The sequence below is a fragment of the Allocellulophaga tsushimaensis genome (assembly GCF_055383085.1).
This window is the reverse complement of record NZ_AP039451.1, coordinates 505,789-523,826: the sequence shown is the minus strand read 5'-3', so window position 1 is coordinate 523,826 and position 18,038 is coordinate 505,789. Positions and strand designations below refer to the sequence as shown.

Genomic DNA, 18,038 nt, shown 5'->3' with positions numbered 1-18,038 from the left:
TTTTTTATTCATAACAATTTAGTTCCCCTTTTTGAGGTTAGGGGGATTATGTTTGTTGTAAACTTGTTCTCCTTTTTTATACACCATACAAGGTTTAAGGTTACCTTGGTTGTATAAAATTTCATTGTAATGATGGGTATGGAAAATAGTTAAATCTGCTAAAAAGCCTTTTGCAAGTGCTCCTCTATCTTTTAAATTTAAAGCTGCTGCTGCTCTACATGTAATTCCTGCTAAAACTTCAGCATTGCTTAGTTTTTGGGAAGCTCCTAAAATAGCCGCTTGTGTTAAAAGATCGCCCATAGGTGCAGAACCAGGATTGTGATCACTGGCAATTGCCAATGTACCTCCAGCATCTAAAATTTTCCTCGCAGGAGTAAAATTAAGCCCTAAACCAAGTGAGGCCCCAGGCAAAGCGATTGAAATTACAGTACTGTTTGCTAATAAATTAATTTCTTTTTGTGTGCTTGCTTCTAAATGATCTGCGCTGATCGCTTCAAAATCTAGAGCTACTTTGCTCCCATTAGTAGTAAACTGATCTGCATGAACCGTAATATCAAAACCCATCGCTTTCGCCTTTTTAAAATAGGGGACAATTTGCGTTGCTGAAAAAGCACTATCTTCTATAAAAGCATCGATACGATTGGTAAGTTTTTCTTGTTTGAGTAGTGGAAAAAGAATACTACTTATTTCGTTAAGGTAGTCTTCAGCTGTACCCTCAAAATCTTTTGGTAACATATGTGCAGCAAGACAAGTAGGGATAATATCTGGTACTGCAATCGCAGCTACTTCTTTAATAACACGAAGCATTTTTAATTCTTCAGCAATAGAAAGTCCATAACCACTTTTAACTTCAATAGTAGTGGTTCCATTTTTAAGGTGCCTATTGGCTCTTTTTAAAGTTTCTTTTATAAGTACTTCTTTACTTGTTTTTCTAGTTTTGGTTACGGTATCCCAAATACCACCTCCTGTTTTTGCAATCTCTAAATAGGTTTTACCAGCATTGCGCATAGCATAATCATTTGCTCTACTTCCACTATAACAAATATGAGTATGAGCATCTATAAAACCAGGCAAACCAACATAATCGCCTTTTAGAAGAATAATTTCAGCATTTTTTGTTTTTGCTTCCAATACTAATTGATCATAGGTGCCAATCTCATCAATTTTTTTATCCGCTATTAAAATCCCAGAATTTTCTATAACTACTAATGCATTATCTGTTAAACTTCCCTTTAAAGGTAAATTGGTCATTGGAATCAGTTGCTTAAAAGGTCCTATAAGTTTGTAATTTACCATCATATTGTTTTTTATGCATTGAACACATTTAAGCTTTTTTAATTAGCTAAAAAAATTATCTTTTTCACTCTTTCTTCGTTTTTTGCCTTCCGTAGCTCTGCAATGCAACTTAAAAAACTATTGAAAGAGCAAAAAATCTCAAATTTTCGCCTCAATCCTAAAAGTCTAAATGAGTTTATTATTTATTTTAATAGGTTTCAAATTCTTTTGAATATTTGGTTTTTAAGGAGATTTTTTCTTTTTTTTGAACTTTCTGAATAACTTTACTAATTAAATTGTCTTTAATTATTTTAATACCAATTTCAATATCGTTAGCAAAAACCCTATCCTTATCTGCAAATGCTACTTTTTTACGAACGGCTTTATGAATTTCATTTAAGAAAATACCAGATTTCATAGGCTTTCTAAATTCAAAAGCTTGTGCAGCGGTTAGTAATTCTATAGCCAAAATCTTTTCTACATTTCCAATAACTTGCAATGCTTTCCTAGCTCCTATAGACCCCATACTTACATGGTCTTCTTGTCCTAATGAAGTAGGTATGCTATCTGCACTAGAAGGAAAACATAATCCTTTATTTTCACTGGCTAATGCAGCAGTTGTATATTGCAAAATCATGTAACCAGAGTTAATACCCGTATCTTCCATTAAAAGTTTAGGCACCCCAGAACTATTTCCTTCTAAGGCAAAATAAATACGTCTATCAGAAATATTACCAATTTCCGAAGCAGCTAAACAAGTATAATCTAGAGCCATAGCTAATGGTTGTCCATGAAAACTGCCCCCACTAATGGTAAGTGTATCATTTATAATAACGGGGTTGTCTGTAACAGAATTTAACTCGGTTTCTGTTAGTTCTTTTAAATGTAACCATGCATTTCTAGAGGCGCCATGTACTTGTGGAATGCAGCGTAATGAATATGGGTCTTGCACACGTTCACAATCAATATGGTCTTTCATAATTTCAGAACCTTTCAAAAGTTTTTTCACTCTTTTTGCTACATGTATATTTCCTTTAAAAGGGCGTAACCTATGCAATTCATTATAAAAGGGTTTTACAGAACCTTGAAGCCCCTCAATCATCATAGCTCCAATAATATCTGCTTGAGATAAACAATTATAGAGTTTCTCTATTATTTGCACAGCGTGTGCGGCTATAAACTGCGTTCCATTAATAAGTGCTAAACCTTCTTTAGCTTTTAGTGTTAAAGGTTCTAAACCTTCTTTCTGTAATACCTGAGCAGTTTTAACTATTTTATTTTTATGCTGTACCTTGCCAAGTCCTATTAGTGGTAAGAATAAATGTGATAATGGTGCTAAATCTCCTGATGCGCCAACAGAACCTTGAGATGGGACTATTGGAATACTATCATTTTCTATATGCCATATAATACGATCTAAAGTGCTTTCTGCAATACCCGAATAGCCTTTGGCTAGCGATTGAACTTTAAGAATCATCATAAGTTTAGCAATGGTTTTGTCTATAGACTTACCTACCCCTACGCTATGACTTTTTAAGATGTTATTTTGTAGTATTTTGGTTTCTTCTTTAGATATTTTAGTGGTGCATAAAGGACCAAACCCTGTATTGATTCCATAAACAGGAAGGTTTTCTTCAACGATATGCTGAACAACCTTAGAACTAGTTTGTATTTTTTTTCGTGTATTAGATGTTAATTGACCTTTCGTTTTTCCTTCGGCAATTGCAATAGCTATACTAACTGTAAGCCAATCTTCTCCATAATTAAAATGTTCTGGAACCGAGATCATATGGTTTTATTTTTAAATCTTAAAGTTATTGTGTAATTTTAATGCATGCCAATACTATTTATATCATCAATTAATAACTATGAGTTATCAATTAGAATTACGTCATTTTAATTATTTTTTAGCTGTGGCAGAAGAATTGCATTATAGAAAAGCAGCGGAAAAATTATTTATTTCCCAACCAGGATTGAGTAGACAGATAAAACAAATGGAAGGAATTCTTGAAACTGATCTGTTTTTTAGGGACAAAAAGAAAGTTTCTCTAACACCAGCAGGACATTATTTAAAAGATAAAGTTGAAAAATGGTTTAAAGAAATAAATGATGCTAAAAGAGAAATTCAACTTATTGGAGATGGGGATACCGGAGAAATTAGAATTGGATTTTTAGGATCTGCTATGCAAGAAGTCATACCCTCTTTATTAGTAAAACTAAAAGATACCTATCCAAAAATAAGAACCTCATTACAAGAAAGACCTAATTTTTCTCAAGTAGATGCTATTTTAAAAGACGATTTAGATATTGGTTTTGTTAGATTAGAAAGAGTGCCTAATGAGTTGCAAATGCAGACTGTTTTTGAAGATACTTTTTCTTTGGTTTTACCAGAGAGTTACCCTATGTTAACCAGAGAATTTGAAGGAATACATCAGTTTAAAGACGATAACTTTATTTTATTCAGTAAAGAGTATAGCCCTTTTTATTATGATATTATTTCTAGTATTTGTTCAGATGCTGGTTTTTCACCTAAAATATCACATAAATCTGTACATGCGCATACTATTTTTAAGTTAGTAGAAAATAACCTTGGCGTGGCTATTGTTCCTACCTCATTACAATTTGGTTTTCAGATGCGCTTAAAATTTATCCCATTAAAGCATATTAAACAAAGAGCTGTATTAAGTGTTATTTGGAAAAAAGACAATCCAAACCCTGTTTTAAAGAACTGTATCAATTTATTATTTAGTGTTTAATATGTTTTGTATTTCAGTCTAAGTTTCTTAATTGGTTTAGAAAAATCAAAAGTGTATTTTTACTTCATTAAATAGCTAAATAAATGATTTTTGATTTAATAAAAAATAGACGCTCTATCTTCCCTGCACAATATATAAATAAACCAATAGCTAAAGACACTATTGAAAAGATACTAGAGGCGGCAAATTGGGCTCCTAATCATAGAAAAACAGAACCCTGGCGTTTTAAGGTAATGCATGGTGTTTCGCAAACAAAATTAGGCGAATTTTTAATGAATACTTATATAGATATTACGCCAAAGCCCAAGCAAATAAAAGCAAAAAAAATATTAGAAAATCCAACAAAATCAGGTGCGGTTATTGCTATTTGTATGCAAAGAGATGATGCTGAAAGTATTCCAGAATGGGAAGAGATAGCAGCGGTTGCTATGGCTGTACAAAATATGTGGCTTTGTTGTACGGAAATGGGAATAGGCTGTTATTGGAGTTCACCAGAGCTTATAAAATATACAGGTGATTTTTTTAATTTACAAGAAGGCGAAAAATGTTTAGGATTCTTCTATATGGGTTATTACGATAGTGAAATTCCTGAGGGTATCCGACAGCCTATTGCTGATAAAACAATTTGGATGGATTAGAGAATTCTATCATTTAGCATATCAATAAACTCATTTTTATTGTCTACTGAAACCAAAATAACATCACATTCTTCTGTAGTACCATATACCTTTTCTATAGTCTGTTTTTTATTAAAATAAATAGCAATATTATGACTTTCTAAATCTTTTAGAGGGCTTAATTTGCCTACTTTTAATTCCGAATCTTCAAGGTTACTTGTGCACAAGGTCACCTTTTTTATATCCGCTAGGTTAATAGACATGTCCGCTAAAATCCCATACTTAAGATGTAGTGCGTGATCAGTAATGCGTGTAGGTCTAAAAATTAAAGCTTTTATATGCGAAAATACTTGAATACCAAAGTATATGCTACTTATTGTAAGTACCCATGCGATATAATGATTCCATTTAGCGACTAGTATATGCAAAACAAATGTTTCTATACAAATTATAAGCGCAAAACCAGCCAATAAAGAGATAATACCACTGTCTTTATATAGAGAGAATGCAGTTTTATTCTCTTTAGGTTTCTTCCACAAAAAGAAGCTATAATAAAACATCGTTAATTCAGAAGAAAGTAGTTTTGCAATTTTAGGATTTTTTATAATGTCTTTTACAGTTTCTTTAATAATTAAAAGATAATCTGTATGTACTTCTGCATTCTTTTTAAAAACTTTTAGAGTAGCTCTTATTTTAAGAAAAATGATACTAATAACTGTTAATTCTACAACGGGAAAAAGGTATGTTTTAATAAGACTTAAATGGTATTGTTGTGTGTTAGGAATTAAATAGTTAGCTAAAAGAATTCCAATTATAAATAATGGAACTATTGTTAATTTAGAAATTTCTTTTTTCCGTATCAATAAAAAATAAACAAATGGAGCGGTTAATGTAAGATCATAAGTAATACCAATTGCCAGCTTAGGATATTGTTCCATTAACGAGCTTAGAGCAATCGAAACACTACATAAGAGTATAAGTAATGGTGTCCCATAAATTAAAAATCTAGTGTCAATTTTATGATTTGTTTTCATATTGTTACTTGTTTTAAACAAGTAGTTAAGATAACAAAAAACAGAAACTAATCCAAGGTAAAAGAGTACAAATTACCTCCTGTATTAGCTTGTTTTTCATCAGAAAGTAATAGCATATTATTGTCTTTAAAAACAATAGATTCTAACTGTGTTCTAATACCTAAATCAATAGTGGTTAATTTACCATCTGTAAAATTACGTACACTACTAAAATCTGTAAATATCCAAAGCACACCACAACTTAATAAGCATACTTTTCTGGTGTCAGGAGAAATGCTAGCAGCTGTTATTTTACAGCTGTTTCCTTTTGAACAAGTGGTAAATTCTCCTGCTAATCTGGCTATATGAGAACCTTTTTTTGCAGGAATTTCATATACAAGCGTTTTTCCATTAAAAGGTATTGTTCTATTTTTTGTTATGATATAAAGAAAACCCATATGGTAAAAAATAGCTTCAGCATCGTATAATAGTGCATTCTTTTTTGGAGGGAATTTTTTTTGCTGTGGATAAGAGAAATGTATTTTTTCGGCGATTACTTTATCTTCTTTTTTTAATTCAGAATTTAATATTTTGTAGATGACTAAATCTTTTCTATCATTTTTATTATTACCAAAATCTGCAATAAATAGATTGTTATTTTCATCTTTCGTTATATCTTCCCAATCTTTGTTTTTAGCATTTATAACTTTTAACTTAGCACCAATATTACCTTTTATATCGGTTTTGAATATCACATTTCCATTTCCATGATCTTCTATAAAAAATAATGTGTTATCATTAAAATAGGCTAGACCCGAATTCTCATTTAATTGTTTTGGCAATTTAGCTTCAAATTTTAATTTGCCATGGTTAGCACAATTAAGGAGGAACAAAATACATGCTAGGGAAATAACTCTAATGCCTATGTATTTTATGATAACCACTTTTTCTATTTGTTTTTTAATGTAAGGAGTATATTTTTAGACTTACTATTTTATATTTTTTTTGAAAAATAATATTTCAAAAAAGTACGTGTAATGATATAAAATATGATACCTAAAGCTAATATATGTTTTAAAATTTATATTCTTATTGTAGATGCTTTATTAATGAGAATATTTAGTTTATAACTCCATAAAACCTAACATAATGATTATTTTTCTTTAAAATATACCATTAATGGTATATAATGAGCAATCCCTTACAGTGTTTTCTTAAATAAAATAATATATTAGACGAGAACTTTATATCTAAAACTAAATTAAATTAAAAATGTTAGGAATTATTTCTTTTGTCGGCTTTACTTTATTAGTAGCTGTTATTGCTTATATGGCAACCAGAAAAACCAATGAAAACTCATCTGAAGGTTATTTCTTAGGAGGTCGTAGCCTTACTGCGGGTGTTATAGCGGGCTCATTGTTATTAACCAATCTTTCTACAGAGCAAATTGTTGGATTAAATGGTAGTGCTTATGCCGATGGTATTTTGGTAATGGCTTGGGAAACTTTGGCTGCAATAGCTATGGTCATAACTGCTGTATTTCTATTGCCAAAATATTTAAAAGGCGGTATTTCTACCATTCCTACATATTTAGAGCGTCGTTTTGATACCACAACAAAGGCCTTAACTTCTGGCTTGTTTTTATCAGGATATGCTATTGTTTTATTACCTATTGTATTGTATTCTGGTTCTTTAGGAATAAGCGGAATGTTTAATCTTCCTGAACTGTTAGGAATAACTGAGTGGCAATCTGTATGGTTGTGTGTATGGAGTATTGGAATTATTGGAGGAATTTATGCCATTTTTGGGGGGTTAAAAGCCGTAGCAGTATCCGATAGTATAAATGCTATTGGTTTATTAATTGGAGGTCTTTTAATTCCTGTTTTTGGTTTAATAGCTATTAGTGATGATCATAGTGTTTTAGGTGGATTATCAAAGTTAACATCAGAATATCCTGAAAAACTGAATGCTATAGGATCAGAAACATCATCAATACCCTTTGCAACTATTTTTACAGGGATGATGTTAGTGCAATTATTCTATTGGGGTACCAACCAGCAAATTATACAACGTGCCTTAGGAGCTAAGAATTTAGCAGAAGGTCAGAAAGGATTATCACTTGCGGCTTTTATTAAAATATTAGGGCCAATTATTGTAGTACTACCTGGTATTATTGCGTACCATAAATGGGGCGGTGAAGTTTTAGCAAATAATGATATTGCTTATCCTAGATTAGTAGCAGAAGTATTACCAACGCCATTAGTAGGCTTTTTTGCAGCTGTAATGTTTGGAGCTATTTTAAGTTCCTTTAATTCGGCATTAAATAGTTGTGTAACCTTATTTGGGGTAGATATTTATAAGCAATTCATCAATAAAGAAGCGGAAGAAAGAAAAGTAGTTTCTGTAGGTAAAAAGTTTGGTATTATACTGGCCATCTTTTCTATGTTTGTAGCTCCATTTTTGTATTATGCTACTGATGGGTTATTTGGCTACTTACAAACTGTTAATGGTGCATATAGTATTCCTATTTTAACAGTTATTGTTGTTGGTTTCTTAACAAAGCGTGTGCCTGCTAAAGCAGCTAAAGCTGGTATTATTTTCTCTTTTCTTTTTTATGTAACTTATGTTGTATTATCTAAAGGTTTAGAGATGGATTTACCACATTTCTTACATGTGCAAGCAATTACTTTTGTGCTAACCATACTTATTATGTTAGCAATTGGTAAAATGCAGCCTAGAGAAACTGATTATATTCAAGAATACACAAAACAAGTAGATGTAACCCCTTGGAAATATGTAAAACCCGTAGGAATTGCTATTTGTATTGTAGTATTAAGTACTTATTTTATTTTTAGTTAATAAATAGTATAGAAAATAACTAAAACAAAAAATCCAGTGTATTAGCACTGGATTTTTTTATCCCTTGAAATCAGTTTCTAAATATACTGATTGATTATATTCTCGAACAATTCTTGTTTACCGCTTTGCAATTCTAATTCTCCGTTTTCTAAGGCAATTTCGTATAAAGCTTTAAAATCTAGTTTTCCATTTTCAAAATCTTTTCCTTTCCCTGTATCAAAAGAACTGTAACGTTTAGTGCGTAGCGCATCATAAGAAGAAGAATTAATAATTTTATCAGCAGTTAATAAGGCTCTTGCAAAAGTATCTGCACCACCAATATGTGCTAAGAATACATCTTCCATATCCGTAGAGTTTCTTCTAATTTTAGCATCAAAATTAATACCTCCGCCTTGTAAGCCACCACCTTTTAAGAATACCAGCATAGCTTCAGTCACTTCTTGGATATTATTAGGAAACTGATCTGTATCCCAACCATTCTGATAATCCCCACGGTTGGCATCAATACTACCCAGCATATTATGCGCTACCGCTACTTCCATTTCGTGTTGCATGGTATGGCTCGCTAAAGTAGCATGGTTTACTTCTAAGTTTAATTTAAAATCATCTTGTAAACCATACTGATTTAAGAATCCAACCACAGTTGCAGCATCAAAATCATACTGATGTTTCATCGGTTCCATAGGCTTAGGTTCAATAAAGAAAGTGCCTTTAAAACCTTGACTACGGGCATAATCTCTTGCCAACCCTAAGAACTGTCCCATATGGTCTAATTCTCTTTTCATATCCGTATTCAGTAAAGACATATAACCTTCACGACCACCCCAAAAAACATAGTTTTCACCATCTAAAGCAATCGTAGCATCTAAGGCCAGTTTTATTTGTCCGCCCGCTCTTGCTAAAACATTAAAATCTGGATTAGTAGCTGCACCATTCATATATCTTGGATTGGAGAAACAATTAGCAGTACCCCATAATAGTTTTACACCAGAAGCTGCTTTTTTCTCTTTAATAAAATCAGTAATAGTCGCCAATCTTTTTTCAGACTCAACAAGGGTAGCACCTTCTTGCACTAAATCATAATCGTGAAAGCAGAAATAGTCAAAGCCCATTTTTGTAATAAATTCAAAAGCAGCATCAGCTTTCTCTTTAGCGGCATCAATAGCATTGGTGGGTTGATCCCAAGGAAAATTCTGCGTACCAGGCCCAAAAGGGTCGGCACCTTGTCCACAGAAGGTATGCCAATAAGCAATGGCAAAGCGTAAATGTTCACTCATTGTTTTTCCAGCAACCACTTGGCTTGGGTTATAATATTTAAATGCTAAAGGATTATCAGATTCTTTCCCTTCAAATTTTATATCGCCTATTCCTTTAAAATATTCTTTATTTCCTATAAGTGCCATGTATTGTATTGTTTGTTTATTTGTTTTCTAAAAGTTGTGCAAGTTCATTTTTCCACTTATTATACGCTATCACATATGGTTTTTTATTTGCAACAGGCTTAAAACCCATTACATAATCATTATCCATTATTTGTTTGCCAAAAGATTCAAAATCTCCTTTGTATAATTCACAAGCTCTAGCTGCACCAATTGCTCCTGTGGTATTGTAAATTTCTATTTCTTGTCCTATTAAGGTAGCAACGGTATTAGAAAAGATATCGGCTCTAAATAGGTTATCATTGCCAGCACGTATTACTTTTGGTTGAATAGCATCTGACTTTAAAATTTCCATTCCATATACAAACGAAAATGCAATTCCTTCTAGTGCAGCTCTACAAAAATGTGCTTTGGTATGATTGTTTAGGTTAATATTACTCATTTGAGTCCCTAATGTTTTGTTGTTTAACATTCGTTCAGCACCATTCCCAAAAGGATGTATGGTTACACCATCTGAACCAATAGGAACGGATTCAGCCAAGTCATTCATTTCTTCATAAGAGCTTACAGATAAGTTATTTAGTAGCCATCTATATTGAATTCCTGCGCCATTGATGCAAAGTAACTTTCCAATTCGTGGTGCTTTATTTGTATAATTTACATGAGCAAAATTATTAACACGAGAGCTCTCTTTAACCGATAAACTTTCTGTAATGGCATAAACTACGCCAGAGGTTCCACCAGTGGCAGCAACTTCACCAGGATTAAAAACGTTTAATGATAATGCATTATTAGGTTGGTCTCCTGCTCTGTAATATATAGGAGTTCCTTCAGCCAAACCAGATGCAATAGCTCCTTTTTTATCTACTTTACTTTGAGGTGAAAAAGTAGCAACAATATCAGGAATTAAATGCTGATCTAATCCATAATAGTCTAAAAGCCAAGTAGCGATATCGTTTTCGCTAAAATCCCAAAAAATACCTTCAGATAGTCCAGATATCGTAGTGTTTATGATATTACTAAGCTTATACGCAATATAATCTCCAGGGAGCATAAACTTATCAATTTTTGAATAAAGCGCTGGTTCATTGTCCTTTACCCATTTTAATTTTGATGCTGTAAAATTTGCTGGAGAATTTAATAATTGTGTAGCACATTTTTCGTTCCCAATAGTGTCAAAGGCTTTTTGTCCTATTTCTACAGCTCTGCTATCACACCATATGATAGCGTCACGAAGCGGTTTTCCTGTCTTGTCAACTACAACTAATCCATGCATTTGGTAGGATATTCCAATCCCTTTTACCTGGTCTGCGCTTATATTATGATCTTTTAATAATGCTTTTGTAGCATTGCAAATATGTTTCCACCAGTCATCAGGATGTTGTTCTGCCCAACCATTTTGTATCGCTTTCATTTCCATCTCAACAGACGGTTCTGTAATAACAGCAATTTTTTTTCCAGTTGAAGATTCAATTAATGCTGCTTTAATGGAAGAGCTTCCAATATCATACCCAATAGAATACATAAGTTTCAACGACTATTTATAAATGTAGGCTCCAAGATATTACTTTTATGACGATAGGGCAAGTAGATAGTAATTACATCACGTAAGTATATGATATTATGTATTTTTTGGTAGTATTATTATTAAAAACCTATTTTTAACCCTTAAAAATGTTTATTTTAATTATTTAAAATCATGAATTTTTAAATTCTTAATTTCATATTTTAAAAAAGAGTAATATCAAAACCAACAATTTGAGGTCAAAAATTACATTAAAACATATTGCTAGAGAATTAAAGGTTTCTATTTCTACAGTTTCTAAAGCGCTAAAAAATAGTGAGGAAATTAGTATGCCTACAAAAGAGAAAATACAAGCTTATGCCAAAGTTCATAATTATAAACCTAATAATATTGCTATAAGTTTAAAAAATAAAAGAACTAAAAATATAGGGGTGATCATCCCTGAAATAGTGCATTATTTTTTTACTACAGTTTGTAGGGGTATTGAGAAATACGCAAATGCAAAGGGCTACAATGTTATTTTATGTGTTTCTGACGAATCTTTTAATAAAGAAGTTATTAATATGGAAATATTAGATAATGGTAGTGTAGACGGTTTTATACTGTCTTTATCTAGTGAAACACAATTAAAAAACGACTATAATCATCTTAAAGAATTAACAGATCAAGGAATACCATTAGTACTTTTTGATCGGGTAACAGATCAAATAAATTGCGATAAAGTTATTGTTGATGACGAAAAAGGAGCCCGAGATGCTGTAAAAAAATTGATAAATGATGGCAGAAAACGAATTGGCTTAATTACAACTGGGGATTATTTAAGTGTTAGTAGAAATAGAACTAAGGGCTACTTAGATGCACTAAAGGAGCACAATATATCAGTGGATGAAAACTTAATATTAAAAATGCCTCATATGAATAGTGTTGAAGGATCTGAATTAGTAGATTTTTTTACAAATATAAAATTAGATGCAGTTTTATGTGTAAATGAAATATTTGCGCTCCACGCTATGCGTATAGTTAAAGATTTGGGGAGTAATGTGCCAGAAGATATTGCGTTTATTGGTTTTACAGATGGTGTATTATCTAAATTTTCTAATCCTACATTAACTTCTGTGGCGCAACATGGAGAAGAAATGGGAGCATCGGCAGCTAAATTACTTATTGAAAAAATAGAACTAGAAAAGGAAGAGGAAACTTACGAAACGATAATACTGGAACCTACTATTATCAATAGAGAATCTACAATCAATTAACCTATCACAAGTATTTTTTAATATTTAAAAGTAAAATAAGAGGAAATTCAATTATCATTGCGAGATTTTATTACTATAAATACTTAGTTGTATGGAAGCAAAAAAACCAATTATAATTGGTCATAGAGGAGCCATGGGGCATGAAACAGAAAATACAATAGCATCTATTGAAAAAGCACTTGCCTTAGCGGTAGACATGATAGAAATAGATGTTTTTAGAATTGCAAGTGGAGAAATAGTTGTTTTTCATGATGATGAAGTAGATAGATTAACAAATGGATACGGAAAGATTGAAAATTATACCTTGCAAGAATTAAAAAAGCTAGAGGTAACGGGTGGTCACAGAATTCCTCTGCTTACAGAAGTATTAGATGTAATTAATGGAAAAGTAGCTGTTAATATAGAATTAAAAGGTGCTAATACAGCAGAAGCGGTATGCATAATTATTTATCACTACATAAAGTATAAAGAATGGAAATTGAATCAATTTTTGATTTCTAGTTTTAATTGGAATGAATTAAAAAAAATGAGAGAGAAAGATAAACAAATGCAAATAGCAGTTCTTATCGAAGAAAAAGATCCTTTGCAAGCAATCCCGGTAGCTAAAAAATTGGATGCAGTAGCTGTAAATCCAGATTTTACATTGCTTACTGCAGCGAATAATTTAGAAATAAAACAAGCAGGTTTTAAAATTTATGCTTGGACCGTAAATTCCCCCCAAAATATCAATTTAATGAAGCGGTTTGGAATAGACGGTATTATTACCAACTATCCAGAACGTTTGAAATAATGAGAGATGTAATTATTATTGGAGGAGGTGCTGCTGGGTACTATGCAGCAATTCATATTGCGGAAGCAAACCCTAAGCTAAAAATAACCATTTTAGAACGGAGTAAGGAAGTACTCTCTAAGGTAAAGATTTCTGGAGGAGGCAGATGTAATGTTACCAATACAAAGTTTATCCCCGAAGATTTAGCTAAGAATTACCCTAGAGGAGAAAAAGAATTAAGAGGTCCATTTAATACTTACAATAGTGCAGATACCATGCGCTTTTTTGAAGATAGAGGGGTAGACCTCACTGTAGAAGCAGATGGTCGTATATTTCCTGCTAGCAATACTTCAAAAACAGTAATAGATCTTTTTGTGAATGAGGTAAGCCGTTTAGGGGTAACAGTATATAAAAACAGTTCTGTTGTAGATATCGCTATTGTTGAAAATGAAGCTTTAGGAAATACTTGGATGATAGAAACGATTAGAAAGAAGTATTATGCTAAAAAGTTGTTAGTAGCTTCTGGGAGCAGTCCAAAAATGTGGAAAATGTTAGAAAAACTTGGGCACACCATTGTACCACCAGTACCTTCGTTATTTACGTTTAATATCAAAGATGCACGCATAGCTGGTATTCAAGGAATAAGTACTATAGCTAAGATTGAAATATTGAAAAAAGGTTTTGTAACGCAACAACTTAATATAAAATTAAAAAGTAACGTAAAGAAAAAGAATACTTTAATAGAAGAAGGTCCTTTACTAATTACACATTGGGGTTTAAGTGGTCCAGCAATATTAAAATTATCTGCGTGGGCCGCAAGAAGATTAAACGAAGAAAATTATAAGTTTAAGATTAAGGTAAATTGGCTTCCAGAATATCATGAAGGAGCCATTATAAAATTATTAATGCAAATCAAAGAAGTAGAACCTAAAAAAACCATCCTTCGTACAAATGCTGTAGAGCTTCCGAGGCGACTATGGATAAACCTGGTAAAAGCTTCTCACATTTCTGAAACAACCAAATGGGCTGATATTTCTAAAAGTCAATTGCAAGTCTTAGCAGATAATTTAACTTCAAGTATATTAGAGGTAGATGGTAAAAGTACCTATAAAGAAGAATTTGTAACTGCTGGAGGAGTGGAACTAACAGAATTGAATTTTAAAACCTATGAAAGTAAAATAATTCCGAATCTCTATTTTGCGGGAGAGGTATTAAATATAGATGCTATTACTGGAGGTTTTAATTTCCAAAACGCATGGACAGGTGGCTATATTGCAGCACAAGCTATTGCTGCTGAAAATTAAATGTATGGAAAAATATATTATACTTTTACGAGGTATAAATGTAAGCGGCCAGAAGAAAATAAAAATGATAGATTTAAAGCTAATGCTAGAAAAATTAGGCTTTAAAAATGTCAAAACATACATACAATCTGGTAATATTATTTTAGATTCTAATCTAAAAGATATTAGCAAAATAGCAACGAAAATAGAAGAAGCTATCTTTAAAACCTTTGGATTTCAAGTTCCAACTTTAGTAAAATCTAAAATAGATTTTAAAAAAATTATAGTAAAAACACCTTTTAATATAGCTGAAACTATTGAACTTAAGAATTACTATTTTGTACTGTTAAAAAAGAAACCAGATGAAGTTTTAATAAATAGTTTAGCTAATGAAACTTATAAAAATGAACGTTTTATAATTACTGATGAATGTATTTATTTAGAATGTCTTAACGGTATGGGGAATGCAAAATGTAATAATAACTTTTTTGAAAGAAAACTAAAAGTTGCTGCTACAACTAGGAATTATAAAACAATGATAAAATTGGAGCAACTCGCTAATTAAGTTCCCATATTTTATAATTTAATGCTGTAGCAAAAGATACCCATAGTAAATAAGGAATAAGCAATAGTGCTGCTCTCTTATCAATTATTCTAAACCATTTTATAGTTAATACAATTAAAATTAGTAGCACAATTATAATAACAAGTGCCCATAATGGTTTTTGCATTCCAAAAAATACAATACTCCATAAAGCATTAAATAAGAGTTGAAATCCAAAATGGTATAATGCAGTTTTTACCCAAATATGATGAAACCCTTTAGACCAGACTAAACCAGCTGCAATGCCCATCATAACATATAAAACAGTCCAGACTGGAGCAAAAACTTCGTTTGGAGGGTTAAAACTTGGTTTTATAAGTGAAGGATACCAGGTGTCTATAGAACTGCGTGTGGCAAAACTAGATAAGAAACCAATAAGCAAACAAATACTTATAGATATAGTGATATATAAAAGCTTTTTTTTCAAAACGTTTCATTGACATTTTTACTAAAATAATCATTTAATCTAAATGTTTTTACACTAAAACCACTTAAAAACTATCTTTGCACAAATAGAAAATCTAATGATAGAAAAAGATTTTATTCCTTCAGCTTATAAAAATGATAGTACTGAAGGTAAAATAACTTATAAATCGCCAAGTAATATTGCTTTAGTAAAATACTGGGGTAAAAAAGAAAATCAAATCCCAGCAAATCCTTCTATTAGTTTTACACTTGATGCTTGCGCCACAACGACTAGTATTTCATATAAAAAATTAACTAAAAAGAGCAATGATTTTTCTTTTGATTTATGGTTTGAAGGAAAAGCTAAAGAAGATTTTAAGCCAAAAATAAAAACCTTTTTATCTCGTATAGAAGCGTATTTACCTTTTTTAAAAGACTATCATTTTAAAATAGAAACAACTAATTCTTTTCCGCATAGTAGCGGTATTGCATCCTCAGCAAGTGGTATGTCTGCCTTGGCTTTATGCCTTATGGAGATAGAAAAGCAGTTGTATCCAGACATCAACTCAGAAGTATTTATTAAAAAAGCATCATTTTTAGCTCGTTTAGGTTCTGGAAGTGCATGTAGAAGTATAGAAGGTGATATTGTACAATGGGGAAATCATAAGGATACCGATGGAAGTTCTGATTTGTATGCCATAAAATATCCTTATCAAGTACATCAAATATTTAAAAATTATCATGATACAATTTTATTAGTAGATAAAGGGCAAAAACAGGTAAGTAGCACTGTTGGTCATAATTTAATGCATGAGCATCCTTTTGCCACGCAAAGGTTTCAACAAGCAAATGAAAACTTATCCAAATTACAATCTATTTTTGAACAGGGAGATATTAAAGGTTTTATTAAGATTGTAGAAAGTGAGGCATTAACCCTACATGCAATGATGATGACTAGTATGCCATATTTTATCCTTATGAAACCAAAAACCTTAGAAATTATTAATAAAATATGGGCTTATAGGGAAAAAACAGGAGCTAATGTATGTTTTACCCTAGATGCAGGAGCTAATGTTCATGTGCTATACCCTGAAAATGAAAAAAAAGACATAGATCAATTTATCAAACAAGAGTTAATTGTATTTTGCGAAAATCAGCAGTATATTTGTGATAAGATTGGATTTGGAGCAAAGAAATTATAAAAATCAACATAATTAATGAACATTTTTTTCGTTATAATTATGTGGAAATTTACCATTTTGTTTAACTAATTTACAAAAAGACTAAACCTTAATGTATTGTTGCGTATCTTTACTGATATTATATTTTACATTTGTAATAATTTATTGATGAAAGGACCTCTATTTTATTCAAAAATCTTACTCTTCGGAGAGTATGGAATTATTAAGGATTCTAAAGGACTTTCTATACCGTATAATTTTTTTAAAGGTGCTTTAAAAACTGATACGGTATTATCAGACCAAGCAAAAAAATCAAACCAATATTTAGCCTCTTTTACTACATATTTAACAGAATTGGCTACCGAAGAGCCTAATCTAGTACGCTTTGATATAGAATTATTACAAAATGATGTTTCGGAAGGAATGTATTTTGATAGTTCTATCCCACAAGGTTATGGCGTAGGGAGTAGCGGAGCTTTAGTTGCTGCTATTTATGATAAATATGCACATGATAAGATTACAGTTTTAGAAAACTTAACGAGAGAAAAGCTATTAAAATTAAAGACTATTTTTGGAAAAATGGAATCGTTTTTCCATGGAAAATCTTCTGGATTAGATCCACTAAATAGTTATTTAAGTTTACCAATTTTAATTAACTCAAAAGATCATATAGAATCTACAAGTATTCCATCTCAGAATACAGAAGGTAAAGGAGCTGTTTTTTTATTAGATAGTGGTATTATTGGAGATACTGCACCAATGGTACAGTTGTTTATGGAACAGATGAAGAATGATGGATTTCGTAATATGCTAAAAAATCAGTTTATAAAACATACTGATGCTTGTGTAGAAGATTTTGTAAGCGGAAATGTAAAATCACTTTTTAGAAATTTAAAACAACTTTCTCATGTTGTTTTAGATAATTTTAAGCCAATGATCCCTGCAGCATTTCATAAGCTTTGGAAAAAAGGAATCGAAACAAACGATTATTACCTTAAGCTTTGTGGCTCTGGTGGCGGAGGTTATATTTTAGGATTTACAGAAGATATTGATAAAGCTAAAAAATCTTTAGAAGGGCATACTTTAGAAGTAGTATATAACTTCTAAACCCTTTAA

16 protein-coding genes are annotated in these 18,038 nt (G+C 31.5%); 9 read left to right on the top strand and 7 right to left on the bottom strand.

From position 1 onward, the window contains the following. Positions 1–18: 18 nt before the first annotated feature. On the bottom strand, positions 19–1,296 hold the full coding sequence (gene hutI / locus ACZ451_RS02355) for an imidazolonepropionase (protein WP_464215481.1): 1,278 nt from the start codon (positions 1,294–1,296) through the stop codon (positions 19–21). A gap of 187 nt (positions 1,297–1,483) precedes the next feature. Then, the gene (gene hutH, locus ACZ451_RS02350; protein WP_464215480.1) at positions 1,484–3,064 is read right to left on the bottom strand and encodes a histidine ammonia-lyase; all 1,581 of its coding nucleotides are present in this window, start codon (positions 3,062–3,064) and stop codon (positions 1,484–1,486) included. 79 nt (positions 3,065–3,143) lie between these two features. Here hutH and ACZ451_RS02345 point away from each other — a divergent pair, with 79 nt between their 5' ends. Together ACZ451_RS02345 and ACZ451_RS02340 are read left to right on the top strand one after the other, a co-directional pair. Then, entirely contained in the window at positions 3,144–4,031 is an 888-nt protein-coding gene (locus tag ACZ451_RS02345; protein ID WP_464215478.1) for a LysR family transcriptional regulator, read from the top strand. Positions 4,032–4,114: 83 nt separating this feature from the next. After that, positions 4,115–4,669, top strand: a complete 555-nt coding sequence (locus tag ACZ451_RS02340; protein ID WP_464215477.1) for a nitroreductase family protein — start codon at positions 4,115–4,117, stop codon at positions 4,667–4,669. Here ACZ451_RS02340 and ACZ451_RS02335 read toward each other — a convergent pair. Together ACZ451_RS02335 and ACZ451_RS02330 are read right to left on the bottom strand one after the other, a co-directional pair. Beyond that, positions 4,666–5,682: a hypothetical protein gene (locus ACZ451_RS02335; protein WP_464215476.1), complete on the bottom strand. Its 1,017-nt coding sequence runs from the start codon at positions 5,680–5,682 to the stop codon at positions 4,666–4,668. The genes ACZ451_RS02340 and ACZ451_RS02335 overlap by 4 nt on opposite strands. 47 nt (positions 5,683–5,729) lie before the next feature. Next, the gene (locus tag ACZ451_RS02330; protein ID WP_464215475.1) at positions 5,730–6,503 is read right to left on the bottom strand and encodes a hypothetical protein; all 774 of its coding nucleotides are present in this window, start codon (positions 6,501–6,503) and stop codon (positions 5,730–5,732) included. 430 nt (positions 6,504–6,933) lie between these two features. On the opposite strand from ACZ451_RS02330, the gene ACZ451_RS02325 reads away from it, so the two are divergent. Next, positions 6,934–8,520: a solute:sodium symporter family transporter gene (locus ACZ451_RS02325; protein ID WP_464215474.1), complete on the top strand. Its 1,587-nt coding sequence runs from the start codon at positions 6,934–6,936 to the stop codon at positions 8,518–8,520. A 77-nt stretch (positions 8,521–8,597) separates the two neighbouring features. Here ACZ451_RS02325 and xylA read toward each other — a convergent pair whose 3' ends face one another. Together xylA and ACZ451_RS02315 are read right to left on the bottom strand one after the other, a co-directional pair. Continuing rightward, complete coding sequence (xylA, locus tag ACZ451_RS02320; RefSeq protein WP_464215473.1) at positions 8,598–9,923, bottom strand: xylose isomerase; 1,326 nt, start codon at positions 9,921–9,923, stop codon at positions 8,598–8,600. Positions 9,924–9,939: 16 nt separating this feature from the next. Then, a complete protein-coding gene (locus ACZ451_RS02315; RefSeq protein WP_464215472.1) occupies positions 9,940–11,424 on the bottom strand; it encodes a xylulokinase in 1,485 nt (494 codons plus the stop codon). Positions 11,425–11,657: 233 nt separating this feature from the next. Here ACZ451_RS02315 and ACZ451_RS02310 point away from each other — a divergent pair, with 233 nt between their 5' ends. The 4 genes from ACZ451_RS02310 (at position 11,658) to ACZ451_RS02295 (ending at position 15,297) form a co-directional block, all read left to right on the top strand. Next, positions 11,658–12,680 (top strand): LacI family DNA-binding transcriptional regulator, encoded by a 1,023-nt coding sequence (locus ACZ451_RS02310; protein ID WP_464215471.1) that lies wholly within the window; start codon positions 11,658–11,660, stop codon positions 12,678–12,680. 91 nt (positions 12,681–12,771) lie between these two features. Beyond that, positions 12,772–13,470 (top strand): glycerophosphodiester phosphodiesterase, encoded by a 699-nt coding sequence (locus tag ACZ451_RS02305; RefSeq protein ID WP_464215470.1) that lies wholly within the window; start codon positions 12,772–12,774, stop codon positions 13,468–13,470. After that, positions 13,470–14,753: a BaiN/RdsA family NAD(P)/FAD-dependent oxidoreductase gene (locus ACZ451_RS02300; RefSeq protein WP_464215469.1), complete on the top strand. Its 1,284-nt coding sequence runs from the start codon at positions 13,470–13,472 to the stop codon at positions 14,751–14,753. Before ACZ451_RS02305 ends, ACZ451_RS02300 begins: the two co-directional genes overlap by 1 nt. Before the next feature lie 4 nt (positions 14,754–14,757). Beyond that, positions 14,758–15,297: a DUF1697 domain-containing protein gene (locus ACZ451_RS02295; RefSeq protein WP_464215468.1), complete on the top strand. Its 540-nt coding sequence runs from the start codon at positions 14,758–14,760 to the stop codon at positions 15,295–15,297. On the opposite strand, the gene ACZ451_RS02290 is transcribed toward ACZ451_RS02295, so the two are convergent. Continuing rightward, positions 15,290–15,763: a TspO/MBR family protein gene (locus tag ACZ451_RS02290; RefSeq protein ID WP_464215467.1), complete on the bottom strand. Its 474-nt coding sequence runs from the start codon at positions 15,761–15,763 to the stop codon at positions 15,290–15,292. The genes ACZ451_RS02295 and ACZ451_RS02290 overlap by 8 nt on opposite strands. 97 nt (positions 15,764–15,860) lie before the next feature. Between ACZ451_RS02290 and ACZ451_RS02285 the strand changes: the two genes are divergently transcribed. Next, positions 15,861–16,943 carry a diphosphomevalonate decarboxylase gene (locus ACZ451_RS02285; protein WP_464215466.1) on the top strand — a complete coding sequence of 361 codons (1,083 nt, stop codon included), beginning with the start codon at positions 15,861–15,863 and terminating at the stop codon, positions 16,941–16,943. Between the two features lie 147 nt (positions 16,944–17,090). Next, positions 17,091–18,029 (top strand): mevalonate kinase family protein, encoded by a 939-nt coding sequence (locus tag ACZ451_RS02280; RefSeq protein WP_464215465.1) that lies wholly within the window; start codon positions 17,091–17,093, stop codon positions 18,027–18,029. The last annotated feature ends 9 nt before the right edge of the window (positions 18,030–18,038 follow it).

Excerpts from the sequence above, each read along its gene's own strand:
- ACZ451_RS02325 (WP_464215474.1), top strand. The coding sequence starts at position 6,934 with ATGTTAGGAATTATTTCTTTTGTCGGCTTTACTTTATTAGTAGCTGTT.
- ACZ451_RS02315 (WP_464215472.1), bottom strand. The coding sequence starts at position 11,424 with ATGTATTCTATTGGGTATGATATTGGAAGCTCTTCCATTAAAGCAGCA.
- ACZ451_RS02305 (WP_464215470.1), top strand. The coding sequence starts at position 12,772 with ATGGAAGCAAAAAAACCAATTATAATTGGTCATAGAGGAGCCATGGGG.
- ACZ451_RS02300 (WP_464215469.1), top strand. The coding sequence starts at position 13,470 with ATGAGAGATGTAATTATTATTGGAGGAGGTGCTGCTGGGTACTATGCA.
- ACZ451_RS02280 (WP_464215465.1), top strand. The coding sequence starts at position 17,091 with ATGAAAGGACCTCTATTTTATTCAAAAATCTTACTCTTCGGAGAGTAT.
- xylA (WP_464215473.1), bottom strand. The coding sequence starts at position 9,923 with ATGGCACTTATAGGAAATAAAGAATATTTTAAAGGAATAGGCGATATA.
- hutI (WP_464215481.1), bottom strand. The coding sequence starts at position 1,296 with ATGGTAAATTACAAACTTATAGGACCTTTTAAGCAACTGATTCCAATG.
- ACZ451_RS02335 (WP_464215476.1), bottom strand. The coding sequence starts at position 5,682 with ATGAAAACAAATCATAAAATTGACACTAGATTTTTAATTTATGGGACA.
- ACZ451_RS02345 (WP_464215478.1), top strand. The coding sequence starts at position 3,144 with ATGAGTTATCAATTAGAATTACGTCATTTTAATTATTTTTTAGCTGTG.
- hutH (WP_464215480.1), bottom strand. The coding sequence starts at position 3,064 with ATGATCTCGGTTCCAGAACATTTTAATTATGGAGAAGATTGGCTTACA.
- ACZ451_RS02340 (WP_464215477.1), top strand. The coding sequence starts at position 4,115 with ATGATTTTTGATTTAATAAAAAATAGACGCTCTATCTTCCCTGCACAA.
- ACZ451_RS02285 (WP_464215466.1), top strand. The coding sequence starts at position 15,861 with ATGATAGAAAAAGATTTTATTCCTTCAGCTTATAAAAATGATAGTACT.
- ACZ451_RS02295 (WP_464215468.1), top strand. The coding sequence starts at position 14,758 with ATGGAAAAATATATTATACTTTTACGAGGTATAAATGTAAGCGGCCAG.